Origin of the sequence: Massilia antarctica, assembly GCF_015689335.1 — a bacterium.
GTDB classification, from domain to species: domain Bacteria; phylum Pseudomonadota; class Gammaproteobacteria; order Burkholderiales; family Burkholderiaceae_D; genus Telluria_A; species Telluria_A antarctica.
The window spans coordinates 5955001-5974604 of record NZ_CP065053.1 but is presented as its reverse complement, the minus strand read 5'-3'; the positions used below and the strand labels follow the sequence as shown (position 1 = coordinate 5974604).

Annotated in this window: 17 protein-coding genes; 12 read left to right on the top strand and 5 right to left on the bottom strand. The window is 65.7% G+C overall.

What is annotated here, in order from left to right:
* The first annotated feature begins 51 nt into the window (after window positions 1–51).
* The 6 genes from IV454_RS26295 to IV454_RS26270 all read left to right on the top strand — a co-directional run bounded on the left by IV454_RS26295 (window position 52) and on the right by IV454_RS26270 (window position 10127).
* Complete coding sequence (locus tag IV454_RS26295) at window positions 52–615, top strand: cohesin domain-containing protein (RefSeq protein ID WP_054262839.1); 564 nt, start codon at window positions 52–54, stop codon at window positions 613–615.
* 266 nt (window positions 616–881) lie between these two features.
* Window positions 882–1289 carry a PaaI family thioesterase gene (locus IV454_RS26290; RefSeq protein ID WP_206088566.1) on the top strand — a complete coding sequence of 136 codons (408 nt, stop codon included), beginning with the start codon at window positions 882–884 and terminating at the stop codon, window positions 1287–1289.
* Between the two features lie 155 nt (window positions 1290–1444).
* The gene (locus tag IV454_RS26285) at window positions 1445–1687 is read left to right on the top strand and encodes a Rieske (2Fe-2S) protein (RefSeq protein ID WP_206088565.1); all 243 of its coding nucleotides are present in this window, start codon (window positions 1445–1447) and stop codon (window positions 1685–1687) included.
* A gap of 268 nt (window positions 1688–1955) precedes the next feature.
* Window positions 1956–2501, top strand: coding sequence for a CPCC family cysteine-rich protein (locus tag IV454_RS26280; protein ID WP_229521854.1), 546 nt, complete (start codon window positions 1956–1958; stop codon window positions 2499–2501).
* Window positions 2502–2695: 194 nt separating this feature from the next.
* Window positions 2696–4462: an ATP-binding response regulator gene (locus tag IV454_RS26275; protein WP_206088564.1), complete on the top strand. Its 1767-nt coding sequence runs from the start codon at window positions 2696–2698 to the stop codon at window positions 4460–4462.
* Entirely contained in the window at window positions 4440–10127 is a 5688-nt protein-coding gene (locus IV454_RS26270) for an alkaline phosphatase D family protein (protein ID WP_206088563.1), read from the top strand. The genes IV454_RS26275 and IV454_RS26270 overlap by 23 nt, the downstream gene beginning before the upstream one ends.
* Here the strand turns inward: IV454_RS26270 and IV454_RS26265 are convergent.
* Entirely contained in the window at window positions 10124–10828 is a 705-nt protein-coding gene (locus IV454_RS26265; protein ID WP_206088562.1) for a response regulator transcription factor, read from the bottom strand. The two genes, IV454_RS26270 and IV454_RS26265, sit on opposite strands and share 4 nt — an antisense overlap.
* Before the next feature lie 231 nt (window positions 10829–11059).
* Here IV454_RS26265 and IV454_RS26260 point away from each other — a divergent pair, with 231 nt between their 5' ends.
* The 6 genes from IV454_RS26260 to IV454_RS26235 are packed head-to-tail and all read left to right on the top strand — an operon-like array spanning window position 11060 to window position 15944.
* Window positions 11060–12589: a hypothetical protein gene (locus tag IV454_RS26260; protein WP_206088561.1), complete on the top strand. Its 1530-nt coding sequence runs from the start codon at window positions 11060–11062 to the stop codon at window positions 12587–12589.
* Window positions 12586–13179 carry a hypothetical protein gene (locus tag IV454_RS26255; protein WP_206088560.1) on the top strand — a complete coding sequence of 198 codons (594 nt, stop codon included), beginning with the start codon at window positions 12586–12588 and terminating at the stop codon, window positions 13177–13179. The genes IV454_RS26260 and IV454_RS26255 overlap by 4 nt, the downstream gene beginning before the upstream one ends.
* 27 nt (window positions 13180–13206) lie before the next feature.
* On the top strand, window positions 13207–13563 hold the full coding sequence (locus IV454_RS26250) for a hypothetical protein (RefSeq protein ID WP_206088559.1): 357 nt from the start codon (window positions 13207–13209) through the stop codon (window positions 13561–13563).
* A complete protein-coding gene (locus tag IV454_RS26245) occupies window positions 13556–13870 on the top strand; it encodes a hypothetical protein (RefSeq protein WP_206088558.1) in 315 nt (104 codons plus the stop codon). The genes IV454_RS26250 and IV454_RS26245 overlap by 8 nt, the downstream gene beginning before the upstream one ends.
* Window positions 13867–14952 carry a radical SAM/SPASM domain-containing protein gene (locus tag IV454_RS26240; RefSeq protein WP_206088557.1) on the top strand — a complete coding sequence of 362 codons (1086 nt, stop codon included), beginning with the start codon at window positions 13867–13869 and terminating at the stop codon, window positions 14950–14952. Before IV454_RS26245 ends, IV454_RS26240 begins: the two co-directional genes overlap by 4 nt.
* 59 nt (window positions 14953–15011) lie before the next feature.
* Window positions 15012–15944 carry a LysR family transcriptional regulator gene (locus IV454_RS26235; RefSeq protein ID WP_206088556.1) on the top strand — a complete coding sequence of 311 codons (933 nt, stop codon included), beginning with the start codon at window positions 15012–15014 and terminating at the stop codon, window positions 15942–15944.
* 2 nt (window positions 15945–15946) lie between these two features.
* Here IV454_RS26235 and IV454_RS26230 read toward each other — a convergent pair whose 3' ends face one another.
* From IV454_RS26230 to IV454_RS26215, 4 genes are all read right to left on the bottom strand, one after another.
* On the bottom strand, window positions 15947–17092 hold the full coding sequence (locus IV454_RS26230; RefSeq protein WP_206088555.1) for a TonB family protein: 1146 nt from the start codon (window positions 17090–17092) through the stop codon (window positions 15947–15949).
* 86 nt (window positions 17093–17178) lie between these two features.
* Window positions 17179–18318 carry a TonB family protein gene (locus tag IV454_RS26225; RefSeq protein ID WP_206088554.1) on the bottom strand — a complete coding sequence of 380 codons (1140 nt, stop codon included), beginning with the start codon at window positions 18316–18318 and terminating at the stop codon, window positions 17179–17181.
* Window positions 18319–18395: 77 nt separating this feature from the next.
* On the bottom strand, window positions 18396–18938 hold the full coding sequence (locus IV454_RS26220) for an iron chaperone (protein WP_282961375.1): 543 nt from the start codon (window positions 18936–18938) through the stop codon (window positions 18396–18398).
* A gap of 42 nt (window positions 18939–18980) precedes the next feature.
* A complete protein-coding gene (locus IV454_RS26215; RefSeq protein ID WP_206088553.1) occupies window positions 18981–19565 on the bottom strand; it encodes a hypothetical protein in 585 nt (194 codons plus the stop codon).
* Window positions 19566–19604 lie beyond the last annotated feature (39 nt).

The window sequence follows — 19604 nt, the reverse complement described above, 5'->3', positions numbered from 1 at the left end:
CGGCCGGCCGCTACCGCACAACACGCCCCTCGGGGCAATAGGATAAACACGATGACGATTTTGAAGAAATGCCTGGCTGCCATGCTGCTGGCCGCCAGTACCCAGGCTTTTGCTATTCCAACGCTGTCCCTGAGCGCCACACCAGCGCCGGCCACGGTGGGCTCGACGATGGACCTGGCCGTGAGAATTTCCGACATTGCGGACCTGTACGGCTACCAGTTCACGCTCACTTTTGACGCGGCTTTGCTCAAGGCGAACAGTGTCGCCGAGGGCGCTTTCCTGGGCACGGCCGGGCCGACCTTCAGCGACGGCGGCGTGATCGACAACGCGACCGGCATGATTTCGTTCGTGTTCAACACGCGGCTGGGTGCAGGGGCCGGTGCTTCCGGCAGCGGCGACCTGGCGCATATCAGCCTTAACGCGCTCTCCGCGGGCAGCGCGGCGCTGACGTTTTCCGACGTGCTTTTCCTGGACTCCCACCAGAACGAGATCGCGGTCAGGGCCGATAACGGTTCGGTGCAGGTCGTGCCCGAGCCGGCCAGCTACCTGATGATGGGCGTCGGCCTGGTGGCGCTGGGCGCGATGCGGCGCCGGCAGTTGGGCGCGCGCGCCTGATCGATGGTGCCGGCGGGGTGAGCGCCGGCATGCGGCCAGTTGCCCTCACAACGACTGCGAGGGAGCTGGCCCGGCGAGGCCGTCAAACCGGAGCTGATCGCGATGGCCGGGGCGGATAAGACGAATGAATATGTCCAATACCTGCGCATGTCGGCAGCGGCATTCGAGCGGCAACAGTTCGGCTTGTTGCGCTTGAAATTGCGCTCGTACGCCAACGCATGCCCCCCGATTTCCACGGCTCTTACCGTTTTCTTTAAGAGGTTGACATGCCCGACATTCACAATATTGCACGCGAAATCTTTGAAGCCCAGCCGTTCAGCCAATTCCTGGGGGCCAAGCTCGTCAGCACCGGACCGACTGAAGCGGAAATCCGCATCGACATCACTGATAATCTGAAACAGCAGCACGGTTTCGTGCATGGCGGGGTGGTCAGCTACCTCGCCGACAACGCGATTACCTTCGCCGGTGGCGTAGCGCTCGGCGGCAATGCCCTGACATCCGAGTACAAGATCAACTACGTCAGACCCGCGACGGGAACGCATCTGATCGCTCGCGCCCAGGCAAAGAGCGTCGGAAAGCGCCAGGCCGTTTGCTCGGCGGAGATCTATGCGGTGCAAGACGGGGTGGAGAAAATCTGCGCTATCGCACAAGGCACCGTGGTGCGCAGTGACTAGCCAGCACTTTCTCGAGGACGCGGGAACTTGATCCGATCCATGCGTTCGCACAGCTGGCCAGGGTCTTGTGTGAGAGTACCTTGTGCCGGCGCGGCAGCCCTCGCCGGCACAACAATATGGCCATTCCAATAAAGCACGAAACACAAGTGGCTCTCATGCGCAAGCTGTTGGCCCTGCGAGAGCGCGGCCGCCAACCGGACATGCTGGGCCATGTCGTTCAGCTACCCGTCAACGTCTATTCGGATCTCGATCCCGCAAACTGCAATCTGCGCGAGCTTCCCGTTGCGGAAGCGTTCGGGCTCATGTGGGTTCATCCGACCGCGACGGCGTCGCTCGACATCCGAAGCTATCTCGGTGATATCGCCGACGATCTCGAGCACTCAACATCGGGGAATTGATTTCCTATACGAAGACAATGGTGGTGAAACAAGCGACTTAAAAGCTGCTGCTCAAGACCTATTTTGAGGGCGACCATGTACCTTATCTGCACCGCACCACCTTGCATGCGGCGTTTAAAGATGGTGTCATCGCCCATGATGAGCACGGACCGAATATCAGGCTGGTTGCGGCCAGGACGAACATCGACGAGGCAATGCATGTCCCAACGACATGCTGTAATGGCGGGGACAGGGTAAGCGTGCGTGCGGCAGCTTAAGATGATGGCCTATGACAAGAAACGAAGCAATCAAGCTGTTGGCACACCGCGATCTGGCCCGACTGTCGTTCGAGGAGCGAGCGGGCTTGTTGCTCGACTGGTGGTCCATTGATGCTGATGATCCTGACTACGATGGTCTTCCCGATCTGTTGAAGCTGATGATGTCACGCTCCGACGAACCGCAGGACCCGGCAAACCAGGTCTATGATCCTCTTCTGCAACTTGCCCTGGCTTACGCGTACACAGGAGTTGTCAACGCATATCTGAAAAAACAGACCGCCCTCCTGGGATGGGATGAAGCGATCGAGGGTGATGTTGAGGAGCTGGCGACTTGCCCCTGTTGCGGATACCGGAGCTTGCAAGAAAGTGGTGCGTACGACATTTGCCGCGTCTGCTTTTGGGAAGATGACGGGACAAGCGACCCTGACCGCCCCAGCGGCCCCAATCACATGACGCTGCGGGAAGCGCAGCGCAATTTCCAATGCATGGGTGCCGTCGCAGAGGCATGTCGACGATACGTACTTCCCGATGGCAAGGACCGGTACGCATCGGGATGACATCCTTGGCCAGGCAACCTTGGCCGCGCCGCCTTTTGATATCTCCCTTGGAAGGCCCACACAAGGCCCCCGTGCTGGCCTGAAGGCTTGGCCTATTGGCCAGTTGGCTTTTCAAACCACTTGCTGTAATGTCATGAGATTCGCGCCGCCGGGGCGCCGCCGCACCTGTGATGCGTTCGCTAAAAGGTGGCTTGATGACGTCAGAAGTCAGGGATGCAACCGCACACAGCCTCGAAGCCGAGCTGCTCCGGCTGCTCGCGCGCCAGGGCCGGCGCGTGCCGATCCCCGTCTTCCTTGGCGCGCTCATGATCGCCGCCCTGGCATGGGGACGGATTCCCACCGTGTACCTCGGCGCCTGGCTGCTGCTGGTGGCGCTGGTGCTGGTGGCCCGCTGGATCATCCTGGGACGGCTGCCGGCGCTGTCGGACCTGAGCGACGCGCGCCGCTTGCAAATCTGCATCGCCCTGAGCGCCCTGAACGGCTGCACGCACGCGCTCTCGCTCCTGTTTTTCACGGCGCTGCCCGAATTCCAGCGCGCCATCCAGTCCTTGCTGCTGGTGGGGCTGTGCGCCGGCTCGGTCGCCACCACCGCCGGCTACCGCCCGGTGTTCCTCGCCTTCCTGCTGCCGGTGATGGCGCCGCTGGTGGCCCAATGGGCGCTGATGGGCCATGGCGGCTGGATCGGCGGCGCCACCGCGCTCATCCTGGCCCTGTTCGGCGCCGTGCTGATCGCCCTGGCCAGCGACTCGTTCCGCCTGTTTCGCGAATCGTTCGAGATCCGCCTCCAGCAGGCCAGCCTGAACGCCCAGCTCAACACGGCGCTCAGCGCGGCCGAAGCGGCCAACCGCGCCAAGACCCGCTTCCTGGCCTCGGCCAGCCACGACTTGCGCCAGCCGGTGCATGCGCTATCCCTGTTCGCCGGCGCGCTCGGCATGCAGCCGCTCGACGACACCAGCCGCGACATCGCGCGCCACATGGGGCAAGCACTGCAAACCCTGTCGGGCCAGCTGGACGCCTTGCTCGACGTCTCCAAGCTCGACGCCGGCATCGTCCAGGTCCGGCCGGCGCAGCTGGAAGTGGCGCCTTTTCTCGCGTGCGTGTTCGACGAATACCTGCCGGCCGCCCAGGCCAGGGGCTTGCAGCTGACGCTCGACTGCGGCTGCGCGCCGCTGATCGTGACCGATGAAGTGCTGCTCGGCCGGCTGGTGTGCAATCTGGTCGACAACGCCATCAAGTACACCACCAGCGGCACGGTCAGCCTGAGCCTGGACGGGCAGGGCGGACAGGTGGTGCTGGCCGTGGTCGACACCGGCATCGGCATTCCGCACGCGGAGCACGACCGCGTGTTCGAAGAGTTTTACCAGCTCGGCAATTCCGAGCGCGACCAGAGCAAGGGCCTCGGCCTGGGCCTGTCGATCGTGCGCCGGCTGGCCGACCTGCTGCGCATGCGCCTGGAAATGGTGTCGTTTCCCGGTGTCGGCACCAGCTTTTACCTGATATGCGAGCAGCTCGGCCAGCAGGTCGCCGGCCCGCGCTGCGCAGCCGCGCCAGCCGCTCCGATCGCGGCCCGCCATGTGCTGGTGGTCGACGACGACGCCTCGGTGCGCGCCGGCATGCAAGCCTTGCTGCAAGGCATGGGCGCGCAAGTCACCCTGGCCGGCGGCACCGCGGAAGCGCTGGCGGCGGGCGCGCACTGGTGTCCGGACTTGCTGCTGGTCGACTTTCGCCTGCGCGACGGCGACAACGGCCTGGCCACCGTGGCGGCGCTGCGCCAGCTCTACCCGCGCCTGCCCGCCATCCTGATCAGCGGCGACACCGCACCCGACCGCCTGCGCGAAGCGAACAGTGCCGGTCTTCCATTGCTTCACAAACCCGTCGCTGCCGACGTTCTCAGGCAAGCCCTGAACGCTGCCAGCGCACTTCAAGCGAGCGCGTGCCATGGACCAGACGAACAGCAATAAGCGGGCGCCGGCATGGCTCTCGCAAGGCGTTGAACAGCTGTTTTCCACCTTGAAAGAGGAGGGCGAGCCGGCGATCGATGTCGACGTACTGATCGTCGGCAGCGGCTACGGCGGTGCGGTGGCGGCGGCCGGGCTGGCCGGCAGCGCCAAGGATGGCAAGCCGGTGACGGTCTGGGTGCTCGAACGCGGCAAGGAATACCTGCCGGGTTCCTTCCCCGGCCGCATGAGCGAACTGGCCGGCCACGTGCGGTTCAGCACGCCCAACGAGGCCGCTCCGGGCGGCGAGCGCGAGGGCTTGTTCGATGTGCGCGTCGGCAGCGACGTCAGCGCGCTGGTCGCCAACGGCCTGGGCGGCGGATCGCTGATCAATGCCGGTGTCATGGTGCGCCCGCGCGGGGCGCCGCTCAAGAAACTGGCCGCGCTGGTGGGCGACCTGGAACCGTACTTCGCCAGGGCGCTCGACGCCCTGGGCGCGCGCGTCGGCGGCGAGGCGAATACGATAGCCAAGCACGCCGGCCCGGTACCAGCCAAATACGAAGCCCTGCGCAAGATGGCCGGCCGGCTGCAAGCGAACGATGGCGTGTTCAGCCCTGCCGCGATCACGGTCGCCATGAGCGAGCGCCCCAGCGCCGGCGGCGTGGGCTTGTCGGCCTGCGCCATGTGTGGCGACTGCGCCACCGGCTGCAATCTGAACGCCAAGGAGTCGCTCGACACCAACCTGCTGTACACGGCATGGAAGCAGGGCGCGAAACTCTACACCGGGGCCACGGTGCTGCGCATCGAGCGCGACGCCAGGCTGGGCGCCTGGTGCGTGCACGTCAACTACACCGACGCCCAGTTGCGTACGCGGCGCGACCTGCCGTACAAGATCCGGGCGCGCAAGCTGATCCTGGCGGCCGGCACCTTCGGCTCCACCGAAATCCTGCTGCGCTCCCAGTGCGAGGAGCTCAGGTTCTCGGCAAGGATCGGGCAGAATTTTTCCAGCAACGGCGACATGATCGCGGTCGCCTACGATGGCCTCGATCAGATCAATGGCGTCGCCGTCGAGAGCGTGGCGCCGCGCGAGCGCCAGGTCGGGCCGACGATCACCGGCATGGTCGACCTGCGTGGCCGGTTCGGCGACCTGCTGGTCGAGGACATGGCGGTGCCGGGTCCCTTGCGCCGCCTGTTCGAGGAAATCGCCACCACCGCGAACAGCCTGCATGAACTCGGCCGGCGCGACAGCGGCGCGCATAGCGGCCTGCCCGACGAGCGCGACCCGTGCGCGGTCGACCCCGAGCGGCTGCGGCGCAGCGCGCTGCTGGCCGTGATGGGCGACGACGGCGCCGGCGGCGCGCTCGAACTGGTCGGCGGCAAGAACGATGACAGCGGCGACGGCGCGATCCGGGTACGCTGGCCGGCGCTGCGCGATCATCCCCTGTTCGAGGACCAGGTGCGCGTGCTTGGCGGCGCACCGGACAGCGGCAATCCCGGGCCCGGTCCGAACGGCACCATTCTCCCGAATCCACTGTGGAAAATGCTGCCCGAATCGATGGAATTCCTGCTGGCGAACCGGCGCGGGCCCTTGCTGACCGTGCATCCGCTGGGCGGCTGCGCCATCGGCGCGAACGCGCTCGATGGCGTCGTCAACGATTGCGGCGAGGTGTTTCGCGCCCAGGCCGGGGAGGACGGTGCCGTGTACGACGGCCTGATGGTGCTCGACGGCGCCATCCTGCCCGGCGCGCTCGGTGTCAATCCAGCGCTGACCATCACCGCGCTGGCGTTGCGGGCGGTCGACAAGCTGAAACGGAAATGGGAGTGGAGTACGGCGCCGGCCGCCGCACCAATGCCGGTGATCCGGCCGCGCTTCCGGCCAGAACAGGAACCTGAGACAGCACGCCCGACCACGGCCGAGTTCATCGAACGCATGTCCGGCCCGGCCACCCTGGTCGACCGCGGTGGCGTCAAGCTGCATTGCGTAATCGAGCTGAGCCTGCATTTTTCCACCATCGACCTGGCCGCCCTGGTGCTGCCGCAGGGAGGCAAGGCGGTACCCATCCAGCGCGCCTTGCAGGTCGATCCCGCGACCAGCACCTTGGACATCTTCGACGCCACCCAGTGGGACGACTGGAAAATGCGACGCGACGTGCCGGGCGAGATGCCGCCGCCGCCCTTGCTCAAGGCTGGCGTGGCGGGCACCTTGCATTTCTTCCATCGGGAAGCGTCCACGCCGCAGCGGCGCCGGTCCAACAGTTTGCTGCCCTGGCTGCTCAACCGCGGCTTGCGCGACTTATGGCAGTGGGGCGCCGAGCGCTTCTCGCGCGGCGGTTTGTCGTTTACGCGCGAGACGGCCCGCCAGTTGTGGGGCGACGTGCGTACGCGCTACGACAACGCCATGGCCGTGGCCTCGCACGCCGGCGAAGTGCGCCTGTTCGAGTACGCCCTCGTGATCGGCGCCGCCGACGTGGCCGGCACGCGCCTGGACGCCGGCAAATTCAGCGGCCAGCCGATGCTCGGCACCAAGCGCTTTACCTACGCCCGCGCCTCGAACCCCTGGAACCAGCTCATGCGCATGGAGCTGGGCGCCTTCCCCTGCCTGAGAACAGGCACCCGGCCCGAGCTGGAGCTCGACACCAATTTCCTGGTGCGTGAAAACGTGCCATTGTTCCGCATCCTGGAGCAGCAGGACCAGCCATCCGCGCTGGCCGATGTGGTCTCGCTCGGCGCCTACCTGCTGCGCCTGCTGCTCACCATTCATGTGTGGAGCCTGCGCAAGCCCGATGCGACGCCAATGCGGGCGCCGGCGCGCCTGCCAGGCATCATCCCCGGACTGCCGCATCCGGAAATCACCGAGCTCGAAGTTGACCAGTTACCTGACGGCACGCCGGTGCATGTGCGCCTGACGCGCTACCGCTGCGACCAGCAGGACCCGGATCGCCCGCCGGTGGTCATGATCCACGGCTATAGCGCGAGCGGCACCACCTTTGCCCATCCGCAGGTCAAGCCCAACCTGGCCAGCTATTTGTGGAAGCGAAAACGCGACATCTGGATCGTCGACCTGCGCACCAGCAGCGGCATGCCGCACGCGCGCCACCCGTGGACGTTCGAGGATGCGGCGCACGCCGACATCCCGGCCGCGATCGACCATATCTGCCGCGCCAGCGGTTTCGGCTATCTGGACGTGGTCGCCCACTGCATGGGCGCGGCCATGATCAGCATGGCCATCCTGGCCGAGCCGCGCGCAGGCGAGCGCTTTGCGGCGGAGCGGCGGGCGATGAATGGCAGCATCCGGCGCCTGGTGTTGTCGCAGGTGGGACCATTGGTGGTATTTAGCCAAGCCAATATTTTCCGCGCCTATCTGCTCGGCTACCTGCGCCATTTGCTGCCGCTGCGTGATTTCGCGTTCCGGATCGACGGCGAACCAGGCCTCATGGACGAGGTAATCGACCGCCTGCTGGCGACCACCCCGTATCCAACGGAAGAATTCCATGTGGAAAACCCGTGGTGGCCGTGGGGCAAGGCTGATTTCGTCCGTACGCGCCACCGGATGGACGCGCTCTACGGGCGCGACTTCAGCCTGTGCAATGTGGACCGGCCGGTGCTCGACCATATCGACGATTTCTTCGGCCCGCTGAGCATCGAAACGGTCTCGCAGGCGATGCATTTCGCGCGCCTGAAAACCATCACCAACCGCGCCGGACGCAATGTGTACGTGTCGCGCGAGGACATCAAGAAACGCTGGATCTTCGATACCATGAGCGTGCACGGCCTGGACAACGGTTTGTCCGATCCGGCCACCCTGGGCCGCATGGATGCCATGTTCAAGGACACGCTGTTCGCCTATGTCACCCGGCCGATGGAAGGGTTCGGCCACCAGGACTGCTTCATCGGGCGCGACGCGCGCAAGGTGTTCGCGGCCGTGGATGCGTTCATCGGACCGGAATCGACTTCGCTGGCGCAATACAAGACGAGCGACTCGCCCAGCGTCGACCGCTGGGCGCTGCGCACGCCCTGGAGCGGGCCGGTACGCACCAGTGTCGACACGCCGAATGGCTTCCAGGTCGGGGCCGGATCGGACCCCGCCTACACGCGCGCGCTGCTGGTCGCCTTTATTCCGGTCAAGGTTGATGGAGAACACTACCGCATATGGTCCGGCACGTCCGGCGATTCGTCCAAGGCCGCCTTGTGGCGCGGCCTGCAGCTCTACGCCGGCGCCGGCGACGACAATGGCTGGATGCAATTCGCGCCGGCGCGGCCGGACGGCGCGGACGGATTACTGATGCTGCTCTTCTATGACGGAAAGCCGACCTTCTGGGATAACAGGGTAGACTTGCCGCAGTTCCTCCATTCGTCCTTGCGCGGCCGGGAGCTGATGGGGCTGCTGCGCGGGCGGCGCGCCATGAGCACCCCGCCCATCCTGCCGGGCAACCCGCTGGCGCTGGCGGCGATCCTCGCCGAGCTGCTCGATTTCGTCGACAAGACCTTCGACGATATTGTCGTCAGCATCGAGCGCGAACTGGCGTCCAGCCTGGCGACGACGCTGGTGCCGGGCCTGCTCGGTTTCGGCGCCGGGGCCACCGGCAAGCAGCCAGCGCGCCTGTGCTTTGCGATGGGCAGTTGCCAGTACCCGGCCGGTTTGCTCGACGAGGAACCGGCGTTCGCTTCCTTTCAGCGTCTTTCTCGGAGGCTCGACAACGAAGACGGCACGGTGCCGGCCTTCCTGCTCCTGCTGGGCGATCAGATCTACAGCGACGCCACGGCCGGCCTGTTCGATCCCAGCGCGCTGGACGACCGCTATGTGCAGCCCTACGAAAAGCTGTTTGCGAACGAACACGTCAAGTCGGTCATGCGGCGCCTGCCCACCTTCATGATGCTGGACGATCACGAGATCATGGATAACTGGGAACCACTGGCGCATGCGCGCCGGGTCGACCCCAACCTGACGGCGGGCCGCGCGGGCTACCTGCGTTTCCAGCGCACCAACGCGCTGGTGCCTTCGCTGGGGGCGGCGCAGACGCCGCACTGCCTGGAGACGGGAATGCCGCTGCGGGGTTTTGCCTTTTTCATCGCCGACACCCGCACCGAGCGCATGCCGCGTTCCGCGGCCACGGCCGCCAGCGACTCCATCATGAGCGAGCGCCAGTTCACGCGCTTGCTCGACTGGCTGCTGGTCCAGCACCGGGCCGATCCGGAGCGGCCCAAGTTCATCGCCTCGCCCTCGATCCTGGTGCCGCGCCGGCTGCGTGCCGTCCACGGCGGTCCGGGCGCGCACTGCCTGCGCTCGGACGCGTGGGATGGCTATCCGGCGTCGATGCAACGCCTGCTGGCGCACATCGGCGGGCATGGCATGCGCAATGTCGTGTTCCTGTCAGGCGACGAGCATCTTTCGTGCACGGCGACCCTGCTGGTCCAGCCGCCCGGCGCCGGGCCGGCGGTCACCATCCGCTCGTTTCACAGTTCGGCCCTGTACGCGCCTTATCCGTTCGCCAATTCGATCGCGGAAGACCTGGCCGACAGCGGGGATACCTTCGACTTTACGGACCCGGCCGGCGCGTTTCCCGGCCGTTTCGACTGCAAGGTGGAGGAGGTGGTGTATGCCAAAGGCGACGGTTTCGCGCTGGTCACGGCCGAGCAGTGCGGCGGCCGCTGGGACATCGTCTGCACCTTCGACCGCGCAGCGCCCTAGCAGGCGCTGTGGGTGCGCTCCGGCGCGCGGTAGCTGGGCTGGCTTGACTCCGTGTCGGGAAACAGTTGCAGCCGGTTTGCCTCGTACACCGCCGCCGTGCGGTTGAGCACGCCCAGCACCTTGAACGCAATGGCCAGGTGATGCTTGACCGTGCTCGGGGTCACGCACATTTCGCGCGCGATCACCTTGTTGCTCTGGCCGCGGATCGCGCTGAACAGGGCTTCCCGCTGGCGCGGCGACAGTGCGTCGAGCACCGCATTGTGCGAAGGCGGCGGGCGCGAAGGCGGCAGTGCGCCCGGAAATTGCGGGCGCGGCAGCTTGCTCGGCAGCGCCACGCCGCCGTTGAGCACGGTTTCGAGCGCCTCCAGCAAGGTGTTCAGGTCGGACGCCTTGGATACATAGCCGGCGGCGCCATGCTCGATGGTCTGGAACACGATGCGCGGATCGGTCTCGCCGGAGACGATCACGATGCAGGCCGTATCGTAGGTCTTGCGCAGGACGGCCAGGTTGTCCATGCCGTCGTTGCCGGGCATGTGCAGGTCGAGCAAAATCACCTCGAAACACTGACCGGCGCTGGCGTAGTCCAGTGCTTCCTCGCGGCTTTGCGCGACCAACAGCGTGTTGCCCTTTTGCAGGCGGTCCAGCGCCATGGTCAGGCTTTCCGTGAACATCTTGTGGTCATCGACAAGCAGCAAGCGCACGACGGGCTCCTTTGAGGACATCGTCCGGACTAGTGCTCAGTCCGGCACTGGGCCGAATGGCCAGCTGACCCCGTAAGGCTAGCACATTGTCCATTCGGAATGGGCCCTCGGACTGGCCATTCGGACAATTTCGCTCGTTGGTGCAACTTCCTATACTTGCTCCAGTCACCGGGCGGCGGACTGCGATGCCAACCGGACTGCCTTCCATCGGATGCGGACAAGGGAATCAACATGAATACTTTTCATCGACTGGGCTGCGCGTCGCTATGCATGGCGTTATCGGGCTGCGCCGGGATGCACCTGTACAGCGAGAAGCGCGACCAGCAAGGCAAGGACCTGAAGGCGGCGTGGGCGAAAGTGGACTTGAACGGCTATTTCGTGGCCATGCATGAGCAGCGCAAGAAACTGCTCAAGGCGGACATCGACAGCATCGCCGCCGGCCGCAGCGCCGAGGTCGACAGCGCACTGGTGCTGCTGCTCGATGCGTCCCTCGCCAAGGACAACGCCAATGCGAGAACGTTTTATTCGATACTGGACGAACAGCTCAAGGAACTGGCTACTGTGCCGGACGCCAGTGCGTTCCTGGTCGTGGTAAAGGGATGGAAGAGCCTGTCACTGCAACTGCAGGCGAACCGGGCCAGGCAAACCGCCTACCGCAAACTGCTCAAGGCGGACGGCGCCGACGCACCATCCTGCCGTGCTGTTAATGCCCCCGGTAGCGGCGAGCTGAGCAAGTATGCCGCCGAGTATCTTAAGGAGCTCGGCACGTTGTGCGCAAGCGAAGTAGCGCTCGCCCGCGATCAGGACGCGCTGATCGCCAAGCTACCGGCCGGCACGCTGCTCACCAGCGCCAAAAACACAGTCGAGCTCGAGCAAAAGCACGCTGCTCTCGCTGCCGAGGCCGACGTCTTGATGGCGCAGTACCGCGCCTCGCTGGAGGCGTATGCGGCGGCGGTACGCGCTAGCCAGCCCGGCACCGCTCCTTCCGAGCGCTTGACTGTGCTCGGCGACAAGGTGCGCGCCGTGCTGGCACGGATAGCGATGCTCAACAACGTGCTCGGCAACGAGGCGCTTGCCGACGACCGGATCAAGCGCATCGATGCCATCCTGCGCAAGCTGGGTACCAGCGCCGATCCCGGCAAGGATGCCAGCCGCGCCGAACTGGCGGCGGTGCTTGTCACGCGCGTGGCCGACGATGCCCAGGTGCTCGCCGATCTGGACAAGCCGCTGGTTCCGATGAGTCTGCTGATCCGGCGCGACCTGGAGAAAAACCGCGCCGACCTGGCCACGGTCCAGGCCGATCTGGTTCGCAAGGATATTGAACTGGTGCGGGCTGCCCAGGCGTCCAGGGTGGCCGAGGCAGTCGAACTGCTGGTGGCGCGGTCACGACTCGACACACTCAAAGGCTGCTACAGGAGCATGCGCTTCGTCGACGCCATAGCCTTTCCTGCGGTTAAGGTCAGTCCCCCTTGCGACGACGCCGACAGCCGGGCAGCGCTGTACGACGCCGCCGGCCGCTATGCCTATGCGATCGGCGACCAGCGCGCCCGCACCTTGCGGCTCGAAGAACTGCGCCGCGACCTCAAGCGTGAACGGCAGCTCGCTTTCGCCCAGGCCAACGCCGGCCAATGGGCGGTGCTGATCGATGCCACAGCGGGACAGGCGGTGGCGTACGCGGCGTCGGGCCAGAAAGCGTCCGATTACAAAGACCTGGTCCAGGCCCTGTCCCTGCTCTGGATTGGACGAGGAGTGAACAAATGACGATCCGCTTTTTACCCTGCATCACGGCCGCGCTGCTGCTCGCTGGCTGCGCCACCTCACCGGTGGCGCTGGAAGAGGCGCAGCACGGCCTGTCCCTGAGCGCCCAGCTCAAGCAGGAGCTGGCGCTCTACGCCAGGCGCCAGGCCGCCGTCGACGATATGCGCAAGGAGCAGCTCGGCGACAACATCAAGAGCTACAACGTACGCCTGCTCGACTTGCCGGGCGACGATCAGCTATATGAGTTCAGCGGCCAGGCCAGACGGCTGGCGGCGCTCAGGCAGTTGCGCAGCAGAGTGGCATTGCTGGGCGCCACTGTGTCGGCCAAGGAAGCGGGTGTGGCCCACGTCGAGGAACTGATCAGCCAGCTGGTCACGCCGCTTCCTCCGGTGGGCGAGGCCCTCGGCGCGACCGGCAAGGCGTTCGGCGCACTGGGCAAGGAATTGCCGTTCGCCGAGCGCGCCGCGCTGGCGGCATCGTTTTTTGAAGAGGTGCGCGAAGAAGCAAAGAAGAACCAGGCTGCGGCAACCGATATCGCCGCTAGCACGGCCAAGGAGCTGCCAAAGAGTACCGGCCTCGCAGTTCCGCAGTAAGTCCATCCACTAACCAGGAGAAACACTATGTCCGACTCAGCACTTCCCTGGCTGCAAAGCGTCGAAACCATTTTGCAGCGCGCTATCGCCGACGTCACCATCGAGTACGAAACTGCCAGCCTGAAGGACCGGGCCAAGGTGTACATGGTGCTGGCCAAGCTGCGCGAGCGCCGCAACACGGTCAACAACGCCATCATCGACATCCTTCAAGAAAGAATCCAGGTCCGGCCGCCGTCGGCAGAGACGGTTGCGCGTAGCAAGGCCCTGACCGACGCGCTGCAATTGTTGGTTTTTACCATCGACAAATACGATGCCGTACTGAAACTGCTGTCCGACCTTTCCCTTCTGATCACCAACACCATCATGGAGCCCGCACATGTCTAAGCCAAACGACCTGAACACCGCGCTGACGGCGCGCCTGCGTTACCACTACACCAAGGAGCAGATTGCCGGCCTCACCGATTCGGTGGCCGAGCTGCATGGCATGGGGTTCAAATTCGACGATATCTTCCCGGACGGCATGCCGACGCCCGACGCCCTGGTCCTGAAAACCTCGGTGCCGATGGCCGGGCTGGAGGCGGCGATCTTGAAAATCCAGAAGCATCCCGAGCTGCGCCGCATCGAGATTTTCCCTTACGGCATTCCGGTGCGCGATCTCTGGCGCATGCATGTCCGGGTCGGCCTGAAATGAACCCCGCCGCCGTCACGCCTGGCGCCGGCCCGACCGCCAGCGCCATCTTCCATCTGCACCCTCTGCGCAGATGCAACCTGGCGTGTGCGCACTGCTATTCCGACAGCGCGCCGCACGCCGCCGGCCTGCTCAGCTTCGAGCAGGCTGGTAGCGCGATCCGGCAGGCTGCGGCGTGGGGCTACACCCGGCTCGCCATCTCGGGCGGCGAGCCGCTGCTCTACCCGTGGCTGGCCGATGTCGTGGCGCTGGCGAAGGATTGCGGCATGCAGACGGCCCTCATCACCAACGGCTTGCTGGTGCCGCACCGGGACAACCTGGACATCCTGCGCCAGGTTGGCACGGTGGCGGTCAGCATCGACGGCCTGGGCGCCACCCACGACGCCTTGCGCCGCCGTCCGCGCGCCTTCGCCGGCGTGCTGCACAGCATCCGCCTGCTGGCCGACGCCGGCATCGGCTTTCACATCATCTGCGGCGTGAGCGGCGAGAACCTGGACGATATCGACGAACTGGCCGCGCTGGCCTGCGACCAGGGCGCGGCGGCGCTCCAGCTGCACCCGATCTCGGCGGCGGGGCGCGCACTCACCACGATGCCCGACGCGGTGCTCGGCCCCGGCGACGCCAACCTGCTGTACCTGGCCGGCACCTTGCTCGCGGCGGCCTACGCCGGGAAGATGGGCGTGCACACCGACCTGGTGCACCGCAACAGCGTCCTCGCGCGGCCCTGCATGCTCTACGCCCGCGCCGCCGATGCCGGCGACGCGGAGGCGCGGCCGGCCGACCTGCTCGGCGTGCTCGTGCTGGAACCCGATGGCAAGGTCAATCCGGTCAGCTTCGGCTTTGGTCCCTCGTACGGCTTGGGGAACATTCTCGAACAGCCGCTCGGATCGATGTGGGAACCCTGGCTCGGCGATGGCTACCGCCGGCTCGTCCGGCTGGGACGCGGCCTGCTGGACGAACTTGCCGCGCCATCCGCTCCGTCAGTGTTCAATCCCAGCGACGTGCTGCGCCTGGCCTCGCATCGGCTCGGCGCGACCCTGGCGTGGCGTAGCGTTGCGCGCGAGGCGGCGCTGGCGCCGGGCTGACCGGCGTCGCGGAAGGATGGGATAATAGGCAACGAAGAACCGGTTCCGGAGACCTTGTCATGCTCATGCTGTCGAAGCACTTACCCAGCACCAGGACCTTGCAGTGCTATCTTGCGGTTGCGCAGGAACTCAATTTCCGCCGTGCGGCCGAGCTGCTGAACATGTCGCAGCCGCCGCTGTCGCGCCAGATCAAGGGCCTGGAAGAGATGCTGCGGGTGCAGCTGATCGTGCGCGACACCCACCGGGTCAGCCTCACCACGGCCGGCGAAGCCTTCAAGGACGAGGCCAGCAGGATCCTGCTGGCGCTGGACGCCGCCGTCGCCGGCGTCAAGGCCGGCCTTCGCGATGACGATGCCGGCACGGTGCGCATGGGCCTGACCAGCGTGATCAATCATTGCCTGATGCCCGGGCTCAATACGCTCGTCACCGATCCGGCCTTTACCGGCGGACGGGCGCTGGAGCGCGCCTGGTCGAAGCGCCTGGTGGAGCGGGTCCGCAGCGGCGAGCTCGATCTGGCGATCGTCGGCGACATCGTCCCGCCCAGCGACGACCTGGCGCTCGAGACGGTCGGCAGCGAAGCGATGATCGTGGTCCTGCCAGCCTCCCATCCGGCCGCCGCCAAGAGCGAGGTGGACCTGGCCGAACTGGGCGCCACGCCCCTGTTCTGGTTTTCGCGCACCGACAATCCCGCCTTTTACGACAAGTGCGAACGCAGCTTCCGGCAGGTCGGCTACGCCGCTCCGCGCCGCCTCGAACCGAAGGATTTCACGATGCTGCTGGCCGCCGTGGCGGCGGGCGAGGGCGTGGCCCTGTGCCCGCAGTCGATGCAGGCCACCTCGCGCATCGGCGTGGCGTATCGCGCGCTGGCGCCGGCACTGGCACGCCTGCTGTCGATCGACGTGCAGGTGGTCTCGCGCGCGCACGAAACGCGCGGCGCGGTGCTCGACAAGGTCGGCACCATCCGCGCGGCCCTGGCCGCCAAGCCGTGCTGACTTTAGTGCGGGCGCGGCGGACGTATCTCCGAGGCCATGCGCCACTGCTTCGCCTTGACCGGGTCGGCCGTCACACCCTCGCCGCGTTCGTACATCGTGGCCATGAGTCGCTGCGCAGGCTTGCTGCCGCCGAGCGCCGCTTTTTCGAACAAGGTCGCCGCCATGGTTTTATCCTGCGCCACGCCGCGCCCCGTGTCGTAGCATTGTCCGCGGAAATACTGGCCCACGAAATCGTCTTGCGCCGCAGCTTTCGACAGTAGCGCAACGCCTTGCTCGATGCCTTCCGGCGTGTTGTCGTCCAACAGCAGCTTGCCGTAGTACGCCTGGCTGCGCGCCCACCCTTGCGCGGACGCCTTGCGAAACCACTCGCGTGCCGCTAGCTTGTCGGCGGGCACGCCTGTGCCTTCGAACAGCAACAATCCCAGCATGTTCTGCGCCTCGGGCATGCCCAGGTCGGCGGCCTTGCGATACCAGGTCATGGCTTGCGCCAGGTCCGGTTTGCCGGCGTCTCCGTAGTGCAGCGCCCTGGCCAGGCTCAGATGCGCCTTCAGGTCGCCCTGGTCGGCCGCCTTGCGCCACCAGGCGACGGCTTCGGCGGGGGCGCGCGCCACACCCTCGCCAGTCATGTAGATTGCGCCGAGCCGCAGCTGCGATGCGGGCTCGCCGCGTTCGGCAGCCGCGCGCACGGTGGCCAGCGGGACGGCGGCCTCGGCCGCGCTTGGTCCGTCGAGGGTCCAGACGTATTGCATCTGCATCCACGATTGCTCCGCTTTGCCGTCGACCATGGTCGGGTTGAACACGCAGCGCCGGATGCCATCGATGGCGGCCATGTCGAGCAAAGGAAAACCGCTCGACTTGACGATCTTGGCATCCGCGACCGCGCCACTGGTGCCGATCAAAAACGACAAGGTGGCCGTTCCTTCCTGCATGCCGCGCAGCGCGGCTTTGGGGAACACCGGCTTGGCGCAGGAACCGGGCTTGATCGCGGGCTTGACCGGCTTGGCGCTCTGCGCGGGCGGGGCTTGCACATCGACCGGCATCTGCCCGCCCGCGTCTTGTGCAAACGCGTTGGTGGACACGCACGCCAGCACGGCAAGCATGAGGGCAAGCCGGCGCGGCAAGCGGGGGAGTGGGACAGGGAAGGTCATGCAGGCTCGGGGAAGAATTTCATTGGGTCCATTTCATACGATGGCGTTCTCGATGGAAAAATCATTCGTCGCCGGCAGGTTCGGGGTCAGCGTGGGCGCGGGATCGGTATTTCCGCAGCCTTGCGCCACTGGTCCGCCTTGACAGCGTCGGCCACGACACCCTCGCCGCGTTCGTACATCATGGCGATGGCTTGTTGCGCCGGCTTATTGCCGCCGAATGCGGCCGTTTCGTAGAGCGCCGCCGCCTTGGCCAGATCGAGCGGCACGCCGTGTCCCGTTTCATAGCAGCGCGCGAGGGAAAACCGCCCCGCGTTGTCGCCTTGCGCCACCGCTTTGCGCAGCAGTGCCAGGCCTTGCTCCATCGACTCTGGAACGTTGTCCTCCAACAGCATGATGCCGTAGCGGGCCTGGGCAGGCGCCCATCCTCGTGCAGCCGCCTTGCGAAATGATTCTCGCGCCGCCTCCTTGTCGGCAGGCACGCCGGCGTCGCCCATCAACATGTATCCCACCATGTGCTGCGCTTCGGGCAAGCCATGCTCGGCGGCTTTGCGCAACCAGATCAGGGCTTGCGCCGGGTCTGGCTCAGCGCCATCTCCGGTTTGCGACGCCATCCCCAGGCTAAGGTAGGCCGGGACATAGCCTTGCTGCGCCGACTTGTGCCACCAGGCAACGGCCTCGGCGGGCTTGCGCGCCACACCAGCCCCCTCCATGTAGATCAACCCCAGATGGTGCTGCGATGCGGGGTCGCCCCGTTCCGCACCGGCCCGGGCGGTGGTCAGCGCGGCCGCGCTCTGGGCTGGGTCGAGCCCGCCGAGCGACCAGACGTACTGCATTTTCATCCATGCTTCCACCGCTTTCCCGTCGACCCGGCTCGGCTTGAATCTGCAGCGCCGGACGCCGTCCTGCGCCGCCATGTCGAGCAAGGGAAATCCGCTCGACGCGACTAATTTGGCGTCCTTGACCGTGCCATCACTGCCGATCAGGAATGCCAGCACGACTGCACCGACTTGCCCGGCGCGCAGGGAGGCCAAGGGATAGTCCGGCTTGGCACAGGTGCTGAAATCCACCACGGCCATTGTGGCTTTGGCCCTTTGCGCTGGCGCGGGTGAGGCAATCGCCTGCCCCGCGTCTTGCTGCGCATGCGCGCACACGCTCGCCAGCACGGCAATCGTTGCGGCAAGCCGGCGCGGCAGCCGGGACGGGGAAAATGCGGCGGAAATGGTCATGAGGGGGACAGGGTGATTGCAATATGCTAATTTTACCGTGCGCGATGGTGATCGGACAAAGTGCGGCGATTCCCGCGCTATCGGCCCCCGGTCTCCAGCAAGGAAGAAACCGGCTTTGCCTGTTTGCGCCAAAACGTGCCGCAATGCGCTTTGTCGCGGATATTGAATGCGATGATTTTCTCGAGCAGGGAAAAATCGACCTCGGCCTTCCACGGAATGCGGATTAACAGTTTGGTATGCTCATAGCCAGCCTGAACGATTTCCCCGGCAAAATGATCGATCGCAGCCGCTTCGGGCGCGGCCGCCAGATGCGGCTTGGCCAGGCTGAAACCGATGATGAAGGTGCCGTGATCGGTGAACATCGGCTGGTTCCAGGCGATTTTCCCTTCCAGATGCGGAAATTTTTGGCCTACCCAATCGAGAACGGCTTGCGTACGTTCACGTTGCTGTGGATCGGAGATCTGCGCCAGGAAATCCGCGAACACGGTCATGATGTCACCTTGAAAGTAGCCGATAGTCAGTGCCGGCATGCCATCGTCAAGGCATGCAGGCGACGCGATACTGGTTTTGCCCGCAAGCCTGGCGCCGTACAGGGCCGCGTCCGCCTGCGTGGCCAGCACTTGCGCCGCCCTGGTCGCGCGAGCATAGCAAATTCGGTCAGATCATGTCGCGGTCACGGCGGGCGAACCGCTGCGCTGCCAGTCCATGATCCAGTTCTCTTCCCAGGTGGCGCCGCCATCGCGCGAGACGGCCTGGTACCAGCGGCATGCGCTTGGGCTGATCCGGTCCCACACGCCGCGCGTGATCACCGGCTTGCCGGCTTCCATGTCGGCGCTGTCCCAGGTGCCGACGCCGTTGGTGAAACTGCCCCACGCGGCTGGCGTGAGCACCCCGTTCCTTCGGTTGCACCAGTGGTCCGCCCACAGTTTTTTTTCGATATCGAGAATGCGCAGCCCCATGCCGCTGAAGTCTTTCGCTGGGATGCGCAGTTCTTCGACGCTGGCCAGGCCGCCCAGCATGCCGATCACGGTCGCTTCGCCGTCGAACGACTCCCAGTTCTTGTCCTTCAACTGCTTGTGGCGGATCGTCCACTGGCCCGACAGGAAGTCGAAATCGCCCGGCTTGCCGGTCGCCGCCGGTGGCAGCGCGGCTGCGCTGGCGCTGCCGAGCCCGAACGGGCCAGCCGCGCCGATCCCGGCGGCGGCCTGCAGCAGCCGCCTGCGTTGTGCATTGGTGGTGATCGTCATATGGTGCTCCTGAGAAGTTATTAAGGTCATGCCCGGGCC